Source organism: Streptomyces sp. 142MFCol3.1, from assembly GCF_000424945.1.
Classification (GTDB): domain Bacteria; phylum Actinomycetota; class Actinomycetes; order Streptomycetales; family Streptomycetaceae; genus Streptomyces; species Streptomyces siamensis.
In genome coordinates this window covers 43,552-60,471 of sequence record NZ_AUKV01000008.1, presented here as the reverse complement: position 1 = coordinate 60,471, position 16,920 = coordinate 43,552, and the positions used below count along the sequence as shown (strand labels likewise).

14 protein-coding genes are annotated in these 16,920 nt (G+C 73.0%); 9 read left to right on the top strand and 5 right to left on the bottom strand.

What is annotated here, in order from left to right:
• Nucleotides 1-4 precede the first annotated feature (4 nt).
• Nucleotides 5-607, bottom strand: a complete 603-nt coding sequence (locus tag H305_RS0113125) for a hypothetical protein (RefSeq protein ID WP_028800799.1) — start codon at nt 605-607, stop codon at nt 5-7.
• Nucleotides 608-719: 112 nt separating this feature from the next.
• On the opposite strand from H305_RS0113125, the gene H305_RS45650 reads away from it, so the two are divergent.
• The 3 genes from H305_RS45650 to H305_RS0113110 all read left to right on the top strand — a co-directional run bounded on the left by H305_RS45650 (nt 720) and on the right by H305_RS0113110 (nt 2,972).
• A complete protein-coding gene (locus tag H305_RS45650) occupies nt 720-1,898 on the top strand; it encodes a sialidase family protein (protein WP_078629024.1) in 1,179 nt (392 codons plus the stop codon).
• Between the two features lie 37 nt (nt 1,899-1,935).
• Nucleotides 1,936-2,640, top strand: a complete 705-nt coding sequence (gene npdG, locus H305_RS0113115; protein WP_028800798.1) for an NADPH-dependent F420 reductase — start codon at nt 1,936-1,938, stop codon at nt 2,638-2,640.
• 89 nt (nt 2,641-2,729) lie between these two features.
• Nucleotides 2,730-2,972, top strand: a complete 243-nt coding sequence (locus H305_RS0113110) for a hypothetical protein (protein ID WP_234020770.1) — start codon at nt 2,730-2,732, stop codon at nt 2,970-2,972.
• Here H305_RS0113110 and H305_RS0113105 read toward each other — a convergent pair.
• Nucleotides 2,962-3,762: a site-2 protease family protein gene (locus H305_RS0113105; RefSeq protein ID WP_028800796.1), complete on the bottom strand. Its 801-nt coding sequence runs from the start codon at nt 3,760-3,762 to the stop codon at nt 2,962-2,964. The two genes, H305_RS0113110 and H305_RS0113105, sit on opposite strands and share 11 nt — an antisense overlap.
• Before the next feature lie 115 nt (nt 3,763-3,877).
• Here H305_RS0113105 and H305_RS45645 point away from each other — a divergent pair, with 115 nt between their 5' ends.
• Together H305_RS45645 and H305_RS0113095 are read left to right on the top strand one after the other, a co-directional pair.
• Nucleotides 3,878-4,405, top strand: a complete 528-nt coding sequence (locus tag H305_RS45645; protein ID WP_037763745.1) for a DUF6578 domain-containing protein — start codon at nt 3,878-3,880, stop codon at nt 4,403-4,405.
• A gap of 14 nt (nt 4,406-4,419) precedes the next feature.
• The gene (locus H305_RS0113095) at nt 4,420-8,211 is read left to right on the top strand and encodes an AfsR/SARP family transcriptional regulator (protein ID WP_037763743.1); all 3,792 of its coding nucleotides are present in this window, start codon (nt 4,420-4,422) and stop codon (nt 8,209-8,211) included.
• Nucleotides 8,212-8,234: 23 nt separating this feature from the next.
• On the opposite strand, the gene H305_RS45640 is transcribed toward H305_RS0113095, so the two are convergent.
• The 3 genes from H305_RS45640 to panB all read right to left on the bottom strand — a co-directional run bounded on the left by H305_RS45640 (nt 8,235) and on the right by panB (nt 11,507).
• Nucleotides 8,235-9,122: an ABC transporter permease gene (locus H305_RS45640; RefSeq protein ID WP_078629023.1), complete on the bottom strand. Its 888-nt coding sequence runs from the start codon at nt 9,120-9,122 to the stop codon at nt 8,235-8,237.
• A complete protein-coding gene (locus H305_RS0113085; protein ID WP_028800794.1) occupies nt 9,119-10,153 on the bottom strand; it encodes an ATP-binding cassette domain-containing protein in 1,035 nt (344 codons plus the stop codon). Before H305_RS0113085 ends, H305_RS45640 begins: the two co-directional genes overlap by 4 nt.
• 466 nt (nt 10,154-10,619) lie before the next feature.
• On the bottom strand, nt 10,620-11,507 hold the full coding sequence (gene panB, locus H305_RS0113080; RefSeq protein ID WP_028800793.1) for a 3-methyl-2-oxobutanoate hydroxymethyltransferase: 888 nt from the start codon (nt 11,505-11,507) through the stop codon (nt 10,620-10,622).
• A 243-nt stretch (nt 11,508-11,750) separates the two neighbouring features.
• Here panB and H305_RS0113075 point away from each other — a divergent pair, with 243 nt between their 5' ends.
• The 4 genes from H305_RS0113075 (at nt 11,751) to H305_RS0113060 (ending at nt 16,696) form a co-directional block, all read left to right on the top strand.
• The gene (locus H305_RS0113075) at nt 11,751-13,343 is read left to right on the top strand and encodes an MFS transporter (protein ID WP_028800792.1); all 1,593 of its coding nucleotides are present in this window, start codon (nt 11,751-11,753) and stop codon (nt 13,341-13,343) included.
• A gap of 102 nt (nt 13,344-13,445) precedes the next feature.
• On the top strand, nt 13,446-14,066 hold the full coding sequence (locus H305_RS0113070; RefSeq protein ID WP_028800791.1) for a TetR/AcrR family transcriptional regulator: 621 nt from the start codon (nt 13,446-13,448) through the stop codon (nt 14,064-14,066).
• Nucleotides 14,067-14,281: 215 nt separating this feature from the next.
• Nucleotides 14,282-15,319 carry an endonuclease/exonuclease/phosphatase family protein gene (locus tag H305_RS0113065; protein ID WP_028800790.1) on the top strand — a complete coding sequence of 346 codons (1,038 nt, stop codon included), beginning with the start codon at nt 14,282-14,284 and terminating at the stop codon, nt 15,317-15,319.
• Nucleotides 15,320-15,466: 147 nt separating this feature from the next.
• On the top strand, nt 15,467-16,696 hold the full coding sequence (locus tag H305_RS0113060; RefSeq protein ID WP_028800789.1) for an MFS transporter: 1,230 nt from the start codon (nt 15,467-15,469) through the stop codon (nt 16,694-16,696).
• Nucleotides 16,697-16,920 lie beyond the last annotated feature (224 nt).

Below are 16,920 nucleotides of genomic sequence, written 5' to 3'. Positions count from 1 at the left end.
AGCGCTACCACCGGTACGACGGCGGCGCCGTCAGCTGGTCCGCGAGGCGGGAGAGGCGGTCGCGAAAGCGCCGGGGCCTTCGTGGCGAGGGCAGCGCGTTCTCCCCGGCCGCCGCGCTGACCAGGTGCTGCACGGTGTCGAGGTCGAGCTCGGGGTCCGCCGGCACGGCGAGCGACTCATGGGCCAGCGCGGGCAGCTCCGGATCGTCCGCGGACAGGGCCAGCACCGTCGCCCCGGCCCTCCGCGCGCCGTGCAGCCGCTCCAGCAGCGGTGCCCCGGTCGAGCCCGGCGCCACCACGAGCAGCGTCTCCCCGCGCCGCGCCGCCTCCACGCGGCCCAGCCCCACGGCGAGGTGGGCCGGATCGGACGCGCGGGCCCCGTGCCGCACCAGGGTCGGCGACAGCTCCGGCGTCCCCGACCACGCCGCCTCGTCCATCAGGTGCGCGGCAAGGTGCCAGGGCTCGTACTCCTCGGTGCCGACCAGCAGCAGCCCGCCCCCGTGCGACACGACGGAGCCCCGCAGCGCCCCGCCGAACCGCCGCGTGGCGCCCAGCCACTCGGTCCCGGCGAGCACCTCGCGCAGCAACGCGACCCGTACGGCATCCATGCGGTCGATCCTGCCTCAAACGGCCACTCGTGACCCGGAGTTCACCACGAATTCGCCCGAGTTGGGCACAGGCCCCCATCACCGGCCGCCCCAGGAACGCGAGGAGCCCGCCATGACCGAGCCGACCACCGGGACGTCCGCCGCACCCAGCAGCGGGCTGACCGAACCCGGCACGGACGTCGCTACCGACCCCGGCACCGACCCCGCCCCCCGTACGGAGTCCGCGCCGAGCACCCCCTTCCGCGCCGGCCGCGAGGGCTACGCCAGCTTCCGGATCCCCGCGGTCGTCGTCACCGGCGCGGGCACCCTCCTCGCGTTCTGCGAGGGCCGGGTCGCCTCCGCGCACGACCACGGCCACATCGACATCGTGCTGAAGCGGTCCACGGACGGCGGCCGCACCTGGGGCCCGCTCCGGGCCGTCGCCAAGAACGGCAGCAACCTCGCGGGCAACCCGGCGCCCGTCGTCCTCGACACCGGCCGCGTCCTGCTCGTGCACGTCCGCAGCGCGGCCGGCGCGAGCGAGGACGCTCTGCTGCGGGGCGAGGTGAAACCGGCCGACGGGCGGCGCGTGTGGGTGCAGCACAGCGACGACGACGGGCTCACCTGGTCGGCGCCGAAGGAGATCACCGCGCAGGTCAAGAAGGCGGGCTGGCGCTGGTACGCCACCACGCCCGGCCACGCGATCCAGCTGGCCGGCGGCCGCGTGGTCGTCCCCGCCAACCACACCCTTCCGCCCACCGGCACCGACACCGGCACCGAGGCGAAGTACAACAGCGGTCACTGCCTCCTCAGCGACGACCGCGGTCAGACCTGGTACCTCGGCTACATCGACGAGAACACCAACGGCTACATCAACGTCAACGAGACGACCGCGGCCGAACTCCCCGACGGCCGCGTCTACTTCAACACCCGCAACGACTCCCCGTCGCCCGGCAACCGCGCCGACGCGCACTCCCGCGACGGCGGCAGGACCCTGGAGAAGCCGTTCCGCCCGCAGGCCGGGATCGTCACGGCCGTCGTCCAGGGCAGCGTCCTCCAGCTCCGCGACCCGGACCTGCTGCTGTACTCGGGGCCCGCCGACCCCGACTTCCGCGCCCTGATGACCGTGCGCGTCTCCGCCGACGGCGGCACCACCTGGCGGACCGCCCACACCGTCGACGGACTGCCCGCCGCCTACTCCGACCTCGTCCGCGTCGACGCCGCGACCGTCGGACTCCTCTACGAGACGGGTGACTTCGGCGCGTACGAGACGATCGCCTTCCGGCGCATCCCCGTGACCGCCCTCACCTGACCCGCTCGGTCGCGGACCACGCACGTAAAGTCGGCCCATGACCTCTACTGACAGTGCACAGAAGGCTCCCGCCAAGGATCCCTGGGACCTTCCCGACGTGTCCCGGCTCGTCGTCGGCGTGCTCGGCGGCACCGGGCCGCAGGGCAAGGGCCTCGCCTACCGGCTCGCCCGCGCCGGCCAGAAGGTGATCATCGGCTCGCGTGCCGAGGAGCGCGCGCAGGCCGCCGCCGACGAGATCGGCCACGGCATCGAGGGCGCCGACAACGCCGAGACCGCGCGACGCAGCGACATCGTGATCGTCGCCGTGCCCTGGGAGGGTCACGGCAAGACCCTCGAATCGCTGCGCGGGGAGCTCGTCGGCAAGCTGGTCGTCGACTGCGTCAACCCGCTCGGCTTCGACAAGAAGGGCGCCTACGCGCTCAAGCCCGAGGAGGGCAGCGCCGCCGAGCAGGCCGCCGCCCTGCTGCCCGACGCCCGGGTCACGGCCGCCTTCCACCATCTGTCCGCCGTCCTCCTCGAGGACCCGGAGATCGATGTGATCGACACCGACGTCATGGTCCTCGGCGAGGAGCGGGCGGACGTCGAGATCGTGCAGGCGCTCGCCGGCCGCATCCCCGGCATGCGCGGAGTCTTCGCCGGCCGGCTGCGCAACGCCCACCAGGTCGAGTCCCTGGTCGCCAACCTGATCTCCGTGAACCGGCGCTACAAGGCCCACGCGGGCCTGCGGGTCACGGACGTCTAGGCCGTCGGGCGCCCTCACGGTGCCCGGGACGACGGCTGTCCCGGCCCCGGGGCCCACGCGGGCCGGCGGGTGACGGCCGTCGACCTCGTGTGGGGGACACTGGTGGGCCAGCAGTGTCCCCCCGACAGGAGCCGACCCCCATGCCCCGCCTCGCGCTGTACGCCCTCGTCGTCTGTGTCCTCTCCGTCGCCGCGGCCGTGGTCTCCTTCGTCCAGGGCAGCTGGCTCGGGATCGTGTGGGTGCTGCTGGCGGGCCTCACGTCCAACATGGCCTGGTACTACCTGCGGCGCGCCCGGGCCGGCCGGGCGGCCGGCGGTTCCGTCACCGGCTGACCGTGCAGTACTGGTCGACACCGTCCCAGAAGCGGTAGAGGTTCTGGCCGCAGTAGCGCTGCACGTCGTCGATGCCCAGACCGCCGAGGATCGAGTAGATCGCGTCGAAGAAGACGTGGTTCACCGACGGGATCCACAGCACCGCGAAGACCGCGAGCAGACCGAACGGCGCGAACGGCTCGACCTGCCGGCGGACGCCGTACGACAGCCAGGGCTCGATCACGCCGTACCCGTCCAGGCCCGGCACCGGCAGGAAGTTCAGGATCGCGGCCGTGACCTGGAGCAGCGCCAGGAACGCCAGCGCGTACTGGAAGACCGGGGGCACGCCGTCCAGGGCGTGCAGCCAGAACGGTGCGGTGCACACGAGCGCGAAGAGGACGTTCGTCAGGGGACCCGCGGCGGAGATCAGGCTGTGCTTCCAGCGGCCCCGGATGCGGCTGCGCTCGATGAAGACCGCGCCGCCCGGCAGACCGATCCCGCCCATGATCACGAAGATCACCGGCAGCACGATGCTCAGCAGCGCGTGCGTGTACTTCAGCGGGTTCAGCGTCAGATAGCCCTTCGCGCCGATCGAGATGTCGCCGCTGTGCAGGGCGGTGCGCGCGTGCGCGTACTCGTGCAGGCACAGGGAGACGATCCAGCCGGACGTGACGAAGAGGAACACGGCCACGCCGGGCTCCTCGGCGAAGCCGGTCCAGGCGGCCCACCCGGTCACCGCCATGACGGCCACGATCCCGAGGAAGACGGGGCTGATCCTCCGCTCACTGCGGCGGGACGCGACGGCGGTCATGGGGCTCCCTGGACTGTCGGGACGGGTACGCACCTGCTTCGGGCCTGCCCGACCGTACCGGGCTCGGGCGGAAAACGTCTCGCGGCAGGGCATTGGTTCCGGGGAGGGTGGGGTCATGGCGCGATGGTGGGTGTTCTACGCGGACTGGCAGATGGAGTGCTGCGGCACGCCCTTCTCGGTGGGCGACGAGGTGAGCCTGCCGCTGCTGCTCGTGTCCTGCGACGACGTGCTGGGCGGCGGCTGGTACGAGGAGCTGAGCAAGCTGTCGGGTCCCGTCGAGACCGTACGGGACCATGACGGGGACGAGGACGCCGACGGGGGCGCGGTCGCCACGCTGCGTGGGGACGACGGTCTCACGGCCGCGCTGAGCGGCGAACCTCCGGACGGGCCCGAGCGGTGGATCAGGGCGGTCGGCATGCTCACCGTCGAGCGCCACGGCGGGCGGTGGCCCGAGACCACCGGCACGGTCCGGGCGATCCGCGTGGTGCGTCAGGAGTTCGCCGAGACGGACCCGGGCTCGCGCATCCTGGAGCCGGTGCCGCAGTCGCGCTCGCTGGAGACCGCCGACAGCAGCCCGAAGTGGTTCGGCGAGGGCCGCTGCGGTGTCCTGGCCGAACTCGAGGTGCCGGACCTCCGTACCTGAGACCACCGGAGACAATGGACCCCGTGCGCTACCGCATCCTCGGCACCACGCAGGCCCTCCGCCCCGACGGCACGCCCGTCCCGGTCGGCGGGGCGCGGCTGCGTGCCCTGCTGACCGTGCTCGCGCTGCACCCCGGCCGGACCGTGACCCCGGCCGTCCTGGTCGACGAGGTGTGGGACGGCGATCTGCCCGCGGACGCGCCCGGCGCGCTGCAGGCCCTGGTGGGGCGGCTGCGCCGGGCACTGGGACCGGACGCGGTGGAGTCGGCGGACGGCGGGTACCGGCTCGCGGCGTTGGCCGACGACGTCGACCTGTACCGGTTCGAGCGGCTCGCGGGGGAGGGCACCCGCGCGCTCGCCGACGGCGATCCCGCGAAGGCCACGACCGTCCTGGACGACGCCCTCGCCCTGTGGCAGGGGCCCGCTCTCGCCGACCTCCCGGACCGCGCCGCGGAGGCGGCCCGCTGGGAGACGCGCCGGCTCGACGTGCGGCGCGCCCGGATCGGCGCGGCGCTCGCCCTCGGCCACGCCGAGCAGGTCCTGCCCGAGCTGACCGCGCTGTGCGACGGTCACCCCCTCGACGAACCCCTGCACGCCCTGCGGCTGCGCGCCCTGCGCGCAGCGGGCCGCCCCGCCGAGGCCCTGGCCGCCTACGAGTCCGTACGCCGGCTCCTCGCCGACCGCCTGGGCTCGGACCCCGGTCCCGAGCTGCGCGCCCTGCACCGGGAACTCCTCGACGCACCGCGGCCGGCCCCATCCGCCCCGTCCCACGACAGCGGCCCGTACGCGCCCCGCGCCGGGAGCGAGCGCCTCGGCACCCCGCCTCCCGCACCCGGGCGCCCCGACCGTACCGGCGGCCGGTACCGGACGGCGGCCGGACACCCGGACACTGCCGCGGGCGCCCACGGCGCGACGGCCCGGCACCTGGACGCGACCGCGGCCCGGCCCGCGGACGGCTTGGAAGGGGCGGACGGTGCCGACGGGTCGCACGGTGCCGACGGGTCGCACGGTGCCGCGTCCCGGCACGTGGCCCGGGCCGTCGGTCACCACGGCGCGGACGCCGGGGCCGTACGGCACGTCGACCGCACCTCCGCCGCAGGCTCGCCCGCGACGGGCACCCCCGCGGAGTCCCACGCCGGCGCGCCGCAAGGCGTGCTCCCGATACCCGATGGCGTGCCCCTCGCCCCCGGCAGCGCGTTCGGCGGCGCCGGTCGCGCCACCCCCGTCGACGGCGGCACAGCCCGCACCCCCGGCTCCGGCGTCCCCTCCCGCGCCCGGCCCGCGAACCCGGCCGTCGGCAATCTGCGGGCCCGGCTCACGTCCTTCGTGGGGCGGGAGGCGGACATCGACGCCATCCGCGGAGACCTGGCGGCGGCCCGGCTCGTGACGCTGCTCGGTCCCGGCGGGGCCGGGAAGACCCGGCTCTCCCAGGAGGCGGCGGAGTCCGTGGCGTACGCGGCCCGTGACGGGGTGTGGCTGGCCGAGCTCGCGCCGGTCGACGACCCGGAGGCGGTGCCCGAGGCCGTGCTCACCGCGGTCGGCGCGCGCGAGACCGTGCTGCGCGGTGCGGGCGCCGAGGAGATGCGCGCCGTGGCCGACCGGCACGACGACCCGCTCACCAGGCTCGCCGAGCACTGCGCCAAGCGCCGCATGCTCCTCGTCCTCGACAACTGCGAGCATGTCGTGGACGCCGCCGCGCACCTCGTGGAGGAACTCCTGGAACGGTGCCCCGGGCTGACGGTGCTCGCGACCAGCCGTGAACCCCTCGGCGTACCGGGGGAGCTGCTGCGCCCCGTGGAACCGCTGCCGGAACCCGTCGCGCTGCGGCTGCTGGCCGACCGCGGGGCCGCCGCCCGCCCCGGCTTCCGTGTCGAGGACGACGCCGAGGCCGCCGCCGAGATCTGCCGTCGCCTCGACGGCCTGCCGCTCGCGATCGAACTCGCCGCCGCCCGGCTGCGGATGCTCACCCCGCGGCAGATCGCCGACCGGCTGGACGACCGGTTCCGGCTGCTCACCTCCGGCAGCCGTACCGTGCTGCCGCGCCAGCAGACGCTGCGGGCCGTCGTCGACTGGTCCTGGGACCTCCTCGACGCGGACGAACGGGACGTGCTGCGGCGGCTGTCGGTGTTCTCGGGCGGCTGCGACCTCGCCGCGGCGGAGGCCGTCTGCGGCGACACGGCGCTGGAGGCCCTCGGCTCGCTCGTCGACAAGTCCCTCGTCGTCGCGGCGCCCACCGCGGAGGGGGAGGGCGCCGACGGGGAGATGCGCTACCGGCTCCTGGAGACGGTCGCCGAGTACGCGGGCGAGCGCCTCGACGAGTGCGGCGACCGTGCCGTCGCCGAGCGCGCCCACCTCACCCACTACCGCGAGCTGGCCCGCACCACCGACCCGGAGCTGCGCGGCCCCCGCCAGGCGGCGGCGATCGCCGGCCTGGAGCGCGAGTACGAGAACCTGCGCACCGCCCTGCGGCACGCCGTCGCCGAGCGCGACGAACAGGAGGCGATCTGCCTCGTCCTGTCGCTGAACTGGTACTGGCAGATCCGCGACCAGCGCGTCGAGGCCCGCACCTGGTCCCGCGAGGTCATGGCCCTCGGCCCGGACCCGTTCGCACCGCCGCCGCGCCCCGCAAAGCCGCTGCACGAGCGCTGCACCGACGCCCCGCCGCCGATGCGCCCGGACGTCCTCACCGAGGCCCGGCGCGGAGTGCATCTCGTCCATCTCGCCTGCATGGACATGGACATGGAGGCCTGGCAGACCCCGGAGGCCCAGGCGAAACTTCATGTCATCAGCGAGACCTACCGTCCAGGCCTCCCGCAGACCTGCCGCAGCCCCGGCAACCTCTGGTTCTACGCCGTCCTGCTGACCGGCGACCTCGACCGGATGCGCGAGGTCGTCGAGGTGACGGTCGCCACCTGCCGCGAGCTCGGCTTCGAGTGGGAACTCGCGGTCGCCCTCCAGATGCGCGCCAACGTCCTCGCCAACCGGGCCGACCTGGCGGGCGACGCCACCCGCGACGCGGACGAGGCGCTGGAGATCTTCGCCGCGATCGGCGACGCCTGGGGCGCCGCCGAGGCGTTGTCCGCGCGCGGCGAGGCGAACGAACGCAAGGGCGACTACGCGGCCGCCGCCGCGGACTACACGGAGGCGAGAGGGTACGCCGAGCGGCTGGGCGCGCACGCCCAGATGGCGGTGCTCAGCGTCCGGCTCGGCGGTGTGTACATCGAACTGGGGGAGCACGAGCGGGGCGAACGGATGCTGCGCGACGCCCTCGCCGACGGTCACGGCGCCCTCAACGAGGCGATGCCCGCGGCCCGGCTCTTCCTCGCCATGTGGCTCGGCCGGACCGGCCGGATCGCCGAGGCGCGCGAACAGATGCGGCGGCTGCGCGAGGACTTCGCGGCGGCCACCTTCGTGGTCTTCGAGGGCTTCGTGCTCGGCGTGGAGGGCTGGCTGGACGCGGTCGAAGGGCGGCACGAGAGCGCCCTGGCCAAGGTCCGCAAGGCGCTGTCCCGGTCCATGGACCCCTTGTCGCAGATGATCGCGCCGCACATGACCTCGGCACAACTGACCACTGCCGCCATCGCCCTGACCGGCCTGGACGGCGGCAGCCGGGTCCGTGAGGCGGCCCGGCTCCTCGGAGCCGCCGACCACCTGCTGCCGCCGGGCCACTTCACCGGCCCGATGGAGGACGAGGTGCGCGCGCAGGCGGAGGCCGGTGTGCGCGCCGTGCTCGACGACGCGGCGTACGAGACCGCGTACGCCGAGGGCGGCGGGCTCTCCGCGCAGGAGGCCGCCGCCCTTGTCTGAGGCGAACCGGTGGATCCGCAGGGTCAGTTCTTGGTGCGGAACTTGTGGATCGCGATCGGTGCCATGACCAGCGTCAGGGCCGCCGTCCAGCCGAGGGTGACCCACAGGTCGTGGGTGACCGGGCCGCCCACCATCAGGCCGCGCGCGGCGTCCGCGAGCGAGGACAGCGGGTTGTAGTCGGTGAAGTTCTGGAGCCAGCCGGGCATGGTCCCGGTCGGCGAGAAGATCGACGAGCCGAACTGGAGGGGCATCAGGACCAGGAAGCCCATCGCCTGCACGGACTGGGCGCTCTTCATCGTCACACCGAGGACCAGGAAGATCCACATCAGGGCCGAGCCGAAGAGGGTGGCGAGTCCCACGGCCGCGAACAGACCCGGCCAGTTCTCGATGTCGAAGCCGACCAGCACGCCGACGATCATGAGGATCGTCGTCGCGACGAGCATCCTCATCAGCTCCACCACGATCTTGGCGAAGAGCACCGAACCCTGGCCGATCGGCAGGGTGCGGAAGCGGTCCATGACACCGCTCTGGAAGTCCTGGTTGAAGCCGGTGCCGACGGCCGTGGCGATGTTCATGCCCATCATGGCCATCAGGCCGGGCACCACGTACTGCACGTACTCCTGCTGTCCGCCGCCGAGCGACTGGCCGATGGAACCGCCGAAGACGTACACGAACAGCAGGGTGAAGACGACCGGCATCAGGACGGCGTCGAACATCGACTCGGGGTCCTGGCGGATCCACAGCAGGTTGCGGCGGACCAGGGCGCCGATGTGACGGGCGTGCGCGCGGGGCGAGATGCGGGAGTCGCCCTCGGCGGCGAGGGGGGCATCGGGGGCATCGGGGACAGGGGGGAGGGGAGCGGCGGAGCCGCTCTTCGCGAGAGTGGCGGTGGGCGACTGGCCGGCGCTCATACGGCGACCTCCTCGGGGGTGGGGGCGGGGGCTTCGTCCTGCGGGGCGGAGGCCTTGTGGCCGGTGAGGGACAGGAACACCTCGTCCAGGCTGGGCAGTTCGGTGGAGATGGAGCCGATGGTGATGCCGCGCGCGGTGACCGCGCCGACCACGGCGGTGAGCTGCTCGTCGCTGAGGACGGGCACGAGCACGCTGCCGGTCTCGGCGTCCACGGTCGTCGCGGCGAGGCCGGTGAGGCCCAGCTCGTCGAACATCGCGGCCAGCGGCCGCAGTTCGAGCGGGTCCACCGGGCGGACGCGCAGCGTGCGGCCGCCGACGCGGGCCTTCAGCTCGTCGATCCGGCCGTTCGCGATGACCTTGCCGCGGTCGATGACCGTCAGCTCGGAGGCCAGCTGTTCGGCCTCCTCCATGTACTGGGTGGTGAGCAGCACGGTGGCGCCTTCGGCGACCATGCGCTTGACCTCGTGCCACACCTCGTTGCGGGTGCGCGGGTCGAGGCCCGTGGTCGGCTCGTCCAGGTACAGGACGGCCGGGTTGCCGATCATGGAGGCGGCGAGGTCGAGTCGGCGGCGCATCCCGCCGGAGTACGTGGCGGCCGGGCGCCGGGCCGCCTCGGTGAGCGAGAAGCGCTCCAGGAGCTCGTCGGCGCGACGGCGGGCGACCTTGCGGGGCAGGTCGAGCAGCCGTCCGATCATGTAGAGGTTCTCCCAGCCGGGGAGCTTCTCGTCGACCGAGGCGTACTGGCCGGTGAGGCCTATCACCCGGCGGAGCTGGCGGGGCTGGCGCAGCACGTCGTAACCGGCGACGGTGGCGTGCCCGGAGTCGGGGGTGATGAGGGTGGACAGGCAGCGGACGAGGGTGGTCTTGCCTGCGCCGTTGGGACCCAGCACCCCGAGGACGGTGCCCTCGTGCACGTCCAGGTCCACGCCGTCCAGCGCCTTGGTCTCGCCGTAGTGCTTGACCAGCCCCCGTACGGTGACGGCGCTCGCGGCGCCGGCGCCCTCTCGGGGGTTCTTGTCGATTCGCGTCATGCCGACCAAGGTGTCAGCCGCCACCGACAACCGGCCGACAGTCCACCGACAGCCCGCCGGCGCCGTCCGGCGCACACCGACAGGCCGCCGACGGCGCACCGCCGTCCGGCCCCGCGACACGGGCGCGGACCCGGGAATCCGCCGCGTACCCGGGACGACGCGCATGCGAGAGCTGGGGATGCGGGAGGGGTGCGTACGCGGGAGATGCGTACGCGCGAAGGCGGTGGTCCGTCGCCACGGGAGAGGCGCGAGGGTGCGGTGGTCCGTCGCCACGGGAGAGGCGGAAGGGGGCGGCCGTCGCCACGGGAGACGCGGAAGGGGGTGGGGCGCTCCGTCGGCGTGGTGAAGCGGGCGGGGGACGCGGGAAGGGCCGCGGTCCGCCGGCCCGGGGCAGCTGCGAAAAGGCGGCGACCCGTCGACGGGGGAAGATCGACGGGTCGCCTCGGTGCCGCAGTGGCTCTGGGTCCTAGTGGACGGAGTGCTCCTCCAGCGGGAACGTCCCGCCGACCACGTCCTCGGCGAACGCCTTCGCCGCGTCGCCCATGACCTGGCGCAGGTCGGCGTACTTCTTGACGAACTTCGGCACCCGGCCGCCGGTCAGACCGAGCATGTCGGTCCAGACGAGGACCTGCGCGTCGGTCTCCGGACCGGCGCCGATCCCGACGGTCGGGATGTGCAGCGTGCGCGTGACCTCGGCGGCCAGTTCCGCCGGGACCAGCTCCAGGACGACGGCGAACGCGCCGGCGTCCTGCACCGCCTTGGCGTCCCGCAGCAGCTGGTGCGCGGCCTCGTCGCCGCGGCCCTGTACGCGGTAGCCCATGGCGTTCACGGACTGCGGGGTCAGGCCGATGTGCGCCATGACCGGGATGCCGGACTCCACGAGCAGCTCGATCTGGCGGTGCGAGCGTTCGCCGCCCTCCAGCTTCACCGCGCCGACCCCGGCCTCCTTGACGAGGCGGGTCGCCGAGCGCAGGGCCTGCACGGGGCCCTCCTGGTAGGAGCCGAAGGGCAGATCGCCGACGATCAGGGCGCGCGAGGTGCCCCGGACCACCGCGGCGGACAGCATCGTCATCTCGTCCATCGTGACGGGCACGGTCGTCTCGTACCCCAGGTGGCAGTTGCCCGCCGAGTCGCCGACGAGCATCACCGGGATGCCGGCCTCGTCGAAGACCGACGCGGTCATCGCGTCGTAGGCGGTGAGCATGGGCCACTTCTCGCCGCGCTCCTTGGCGGCGGTGATGTCGCGCACCGTGATACGGCGGGTGCTCTTGCCTCCGTAGAGCGCCTTGCTGCTGTCGGTGCGCTTGAGGGCGCCCTCCGCAGACTGCTCGTGGGCAGCCGAAAGCTGCGTCATCGCAACGGCTCCTTCTGTCATCTCGAGGCACCCTGACGGCGTCCCCGGACCGCCTCCATGGTGGCACTTCGTGCCACGCGCGGCTAGACCGGGCCGGGCGATGTCACGTCTCGTCCGAGCGGGCGGTGTCCGCGCGCCACGGCCCCCGCCTCCGTCCTGCGGCCCAGGTCCCTTCGTAAGGTCTACGTAAAGCATTTCCGATACGAGACGGTGCCGTATCGGAAGTCGCCTAGGGTGGTCGCCATGACGACCTCCGCTCCTCCTGCCGAACGACGTGTGCCCGAGGCGGTGCACCGGCGCCGCTGGGCGATCCTCGGCGTGCTCATGCTAAGCCTGCTGATCGTGGTGCTCGACAACTCCATCCTCAACGTCGCGATCAAGACGATCTCGACACCGGCGCCCACCGGACTCGGCGCCACGCAGAGCGAGCTGGAGTGGGCCATCAACGCCTACACGCTCGTCTTCGCCGGACTTCTGTTCACCGCCGGCCTCCTCGGCGACCGGCTCGGCCGCAAGAAGATGCTGCTCGCCGGTCTCGCCGTGTTCGGCATCGGATCCGCGCTGGCCGCGGAGTCCGGCTCGCCGGTCCAGCTCATCGTGTTCCGCGCGGTGATGGGTCTCGGGGCCGCCTTCGTGATGCCCGCCACCCTCGCCGTCCTGATGAACGTCTTCGAGCGCGACGAGCAGCCCAAGGCCATCGGCATCTGGGCCGGCGGCGTCGGTCTCGCCATCGCGATCGGCCCGATCACCGGGGGTGTCCTGCTGGACCACTTCTGGTGGGGCTCGGTCTTCCTGATCAATGTGCCGATCGTGGTGCTCGCGCTCGTCCTGATGTTCTGGCTGGTCCCCGACTCCCGTGACCCGAACCCCGGCCGCCTCGACCCGGTCGGCGTCGTTCTCTCCGTCATCGGGCTCGTCCTGCTGGTCTACGGCATCATCAAGGGCGGCCAGCTCGCCGACTTCACCGACGGCACCGTCCTCGCGACCATCGCCGCCGGACTCGCCGTCCTCGCCTTCTTCGTCGTGTACGAGAAGCGCAGCGACCACCCGTCGATCGACGTCACGTACTTCCAGAACAAGGTCTTCTCGGCCGCCATCGCGGCCATCGCGCTGGTCTTCTTCGCGCTGATGGGCGTGACCTTCTTCTCCGTCTTCTACACGCAGAGCGTGCGCGGCTACTCGCCGCTGCAGACCGGTCTGCTGATGCTGCCGCTCGCCGCGGCCCAGATCATCTTCGCCCCGCGCGCCCGCCTCGTCGTCGACCGCATCGGCAACAAGGCCACCTGCACGGCGGGTCTGCTGATCATCGCCGCGATGCTCGCCGCGTTCGCCGTCCTGGACAGGGACACCCCCATCTGGCTCCTGGAGGTCATCTTCTTCCTCATGGGCACCGGAATGGCGCACATCATGACGCCCACCAGCGTCGTGATAATGCAGGCCCTGCCGCGCGAGAAGGCGGGTTCGGCGTCCGCGCTCAGCAACACCTTCCGCCAGGTCGGCGGCGCCCTGGGCATCGCCGTCCTCGGCTCCGTGCTCTCCACGTCCTACCGCACCGGCATCGAGGACAAGCTCTCCCTCGTCCCGGCCGGCCTGCGGCACACCGCCGGAGAGTCCATCGAGGCCACCCTCGGTGTCGCGGCCCGGCTGGGCCCGCAGGGCAAGGCCCTCGTCACCCCCGCCAACGACGCCTTCCTGCACGCCATGCACGTCACCGCCCTGTGCGGCGCGGGCGTGGCGATCATCGGCGCGCTGGTCGTCGCCGTGTTCCTGCCGGGACGGGCGGCGGAGGAGCGGGCGGGCGAGGAGGAGGCCGAGCTGGTGACGGCCGACCACTGACGCGCCGTCGCGGCGATTCGTGGGCATCCTGGCACCGGGTGCCCGCGAATCGCGTGCACCGGGGAGAATGGGACCAGGTCAACGAAGGGAACGGAGTTCGACGTGAGCCTCGCGCACAGCCGACCCAGGCACGGGGGGTCCACCCGGGGACGTCCCCGAAGCGAGGCCGTGGAACGCGCCATCCTGGAGGGTGTCATGAAACTCCTGGAGGACGGTGTGCCGCTCGGCGAGCTCTCCATCGAGCGCATCGCGCGTACGGCGGGCGTCGGCAAGGCGACCATCTACCGCCGTTGGAGCGGCAAGGAGGAGCTCTTCGTCGACGTCCTGCGCGCCGCCGAACCCCCCGATCCCGACCTCCCCGGCACCTCGATGCGCGACGACCTGATCGTGCTGCTCGAATCGCTGCGCCAACGCGGCCTGCTCAACCGCTCGTCGGCGATCCTGCACAACGTCCACGCGCAGATGAAGAGCAGCCCGAAACTCTGGGCCGCCTACGACGCGACCGTCATAGCGCCGCGACGCCAACTGGGTTACGAGGTGCTGCGGCGCGGCCAGCGCAACGGCGAACTGCGCACGGACCTCGACATCGAGTTGCTCAACGACCTGTTCGTCGGCCCCATGCTCGTGCGGGCCGTGATGCGCCCGGAGTCGGAACTCCCCGAGGACCTCGCGGAGCGGATCGTCGACACGGTGCTGGAGGGGCTGCGTCCCGACCGGCCGTAGTCCGCATCGTTTCTGACGGGCCGTTCCTGACGGGTCGAATGTGCGCGTTTCGTCACAGAGGGCGCGATCCACGCCCCCATCCGGAACTCCGGACGCGAAGTTGTACGTCCCCTTGCCCGTACGGCCGCCCCCGGGCGGCAGGAACGACGCCGATCATCCCCTAGGGTCGTAGCCGAGGGGCAGACGGTGCGCGCGGCAGTTTGTGAGGCGACGGTATGGCGCAGGCGTATATGACGGAGACGGGAAGCGGCGGCCAGGGGCCGGACCGCAGAGGGTCCCGGCTTCGGCGCCTGCTCGACGGCTGGCGCGGCGACCGGGGCATCTGGCGCCGCGGCATCCTCCTCGCCGCGTTCGCGGTGTTCCTCGCGCTGGTGATGCTGCTGCACGCGCAGATCCCCAACCGCATCGGCAACCTCGGCAGCCTCACAGAGACCTTCCTGCCGTGGCTCGGCGTGTTCGTCCCGGTCCTGCTGGTCCTCGGCCTGGTGCGGAGGTCCGTCACCGCCCTGATCGCCGTGCTGCTGCCCGCGATCGTCTGGCTGAACCTCTTCGGCGGACTGCTCACCGACAGGACCGGCAACGGCGGCGACCTCACCGTCGCCACCCACAACGTCAACGCCGACAACCCGGACCCGTCGGGCACCGCCCGCGACGTGGCCTCCTCAGGCGCCGACGTGCTGGCACTGGAGGAGCTGACCGCCTCCGCGGTCCCGGTGTACGAGAAGGCGCTCGCGTCGACGTACAAGTACCACTCCGTGCAGGGCACCGTCGGACTGTGGAGCAAGTACCCGCTGACCGGCTCCCGGCCCGTCGACATCAAGCTGGGCTGGACACGCGCGATGCGGGCGACCGTGGACGCGCCGGCCGGGAAGGTCGCCGTGTACGTCGCCCACCTGCCCTCGGTGCGCGTGAAGATGGAGGCGGGGTTCACCGCACGCCAGCGCGACAAGAGCGCCGACGCACTGGGCGAGGCCATCGCCGACGAGCGCCTGACGCGGGTCGTCCTGCTCGGCGACCTCAACGGCACGATGAACGACCGTGCTCTGAACGCCGTCACCGCACAGATGCGCTCCACCCAGGGCGCGGCGGGCAGCGGCTTCGGGTTCAGCTGGCCGGCGTCGTTCCCGATGGCCCGCATCGACCAGATCATGGTCAAGGGCGTCGAGCCGGTGACCTCCTGGACCCTGCCCGAGACCGGCAGCGACCACCTGCCGATCGCCGCGCGCGTCAAGATCGACGAATCGGCGTCGTAGCCGCGGGAATACTGGGCCTGAGCTATTTTGTTCCGTAGCTGAACTTATGCTGCCCGTGCACAGCGCCGTGCACGGGCGGTGACATGCCTACGGAGCAGCACCCGCGCGGCGCACCGCTCCTCCACCCCGCTCGTGAAAGGCCCCTTCATGCCCCTGGCCCTGCTCGCCCTGGCCGTGGGCGCCTTCGGCGTCGGTACCACCGAGTTCGTGATGATGGGGCTGCTCCCCGACGTCGCGGACGACCTGCGCATATCCGTCCCCGCCGCCGGGCACCTCGTCTCCGCGTACGCCCTCGGCGTCGTCATCGGCGCCCCGCTGCTCGCCGCGGCCACCGCCCGGCTGCCCCGCCGCACGGTCCTGATCGCTCTCATGGGCCTCTTCGTCGCGGGCAACGCCCTCTCCGCCCTCGCCCCCGACGAGCACTGGCTGCTCGCCGCCCGCTTCCTCAGTGGACTGCCGCACGGCGCCTTCTTCGGCGTGGGCGCCGTCGTCGCCACCGGCATGGTCACCCCCGAACGCAGGGCGCGCTCCGTCTCCCTGATGTTCCTCGGTCTGACCGTCGCGAACATCGTCGGCGTCCCCGTCGCCACGCTCGGGGGGCAGCACCTCGGCTGGCGTGCCGCCTTCCTCGGCGTCAGCGTCATCGGTGTCGCCGCCATCGCCTCGCTGCTGCTGCTCATCCCGCACGCCCCGGCGCACGCCCCCGCGGGCGGTCTGCGCGGCGAGCTCGCCGCGCTGCGCTCCCTGCCCGTGTGGCTGGCCCTCGGCACCACCGTGGCGGGCTTCGGGGCGCTGTTCTCCGCGTACAGCTACGTCACACCCATGCTCACGGACTCCGCCGGGTACGCCGAGGGCAGCGTCACCCTGCTGCTCGCCCTCTTCGGCGTCGGCGCGACGGTCGGAAACCTCGTCGGCGGGCGCCTCGCCGACCACTCGCTGCGCGGCACGCTCTTCGGCGGCCTGGCGTCCCTCGTCGTCGTCCTCGCACTCTTCCCGGCCCTCATGGGCGCCCAGTGGAGCGCGGCCGTCGCGGTCACCCTCCTCGGTGTCGCCGCGTTCGTCACCGGCTCGCCCCTCCAGCTGATGGTCATGGAGAAGGCCGCCGCCGCGCCGTCCCTCGCGTCCTCCGCCAACCAGGCCGCGTTCAACCTCGCCAACGCCGGTGGCGCATGGATCGGCGGGCTCGCCCTGGCCGCCGGATTCGGCGTGACCTCTCCCGCGGTCGCCGGGGCGGGGCTCGCGGTGCTCGGGCTCGTCGTCGCCGGGGTCGCGTACGGCGTGGACCGGCGCCGGGCGCCGGCCTCCAGGGCCGTCGCGTCCGCCGGGCGGCTCGTCGCCGGGCACGTCCCGCCGGTCACGGAGCGTGTCTCCGGCTGACCGGGGGGCGGGCGGTTCCCCGGGATGCGCCCCCTCCGCCCCTACCCGTCCCGTCCCCGGGGCTCCGCCCCGAACCCCGCTCCTCACACGCCGGAGGGGCTGATGCGTCGCGCAGCCCGTCCGGCGCTTGAGGACGAGGCCGTTCAGGCCGGTACGGGGGTGCGGGGGCGGAGCCCCCGAAGTGCCGGCGGGGCCGAGTTCGGGTGGCGGCCGGGGTGTCGGCA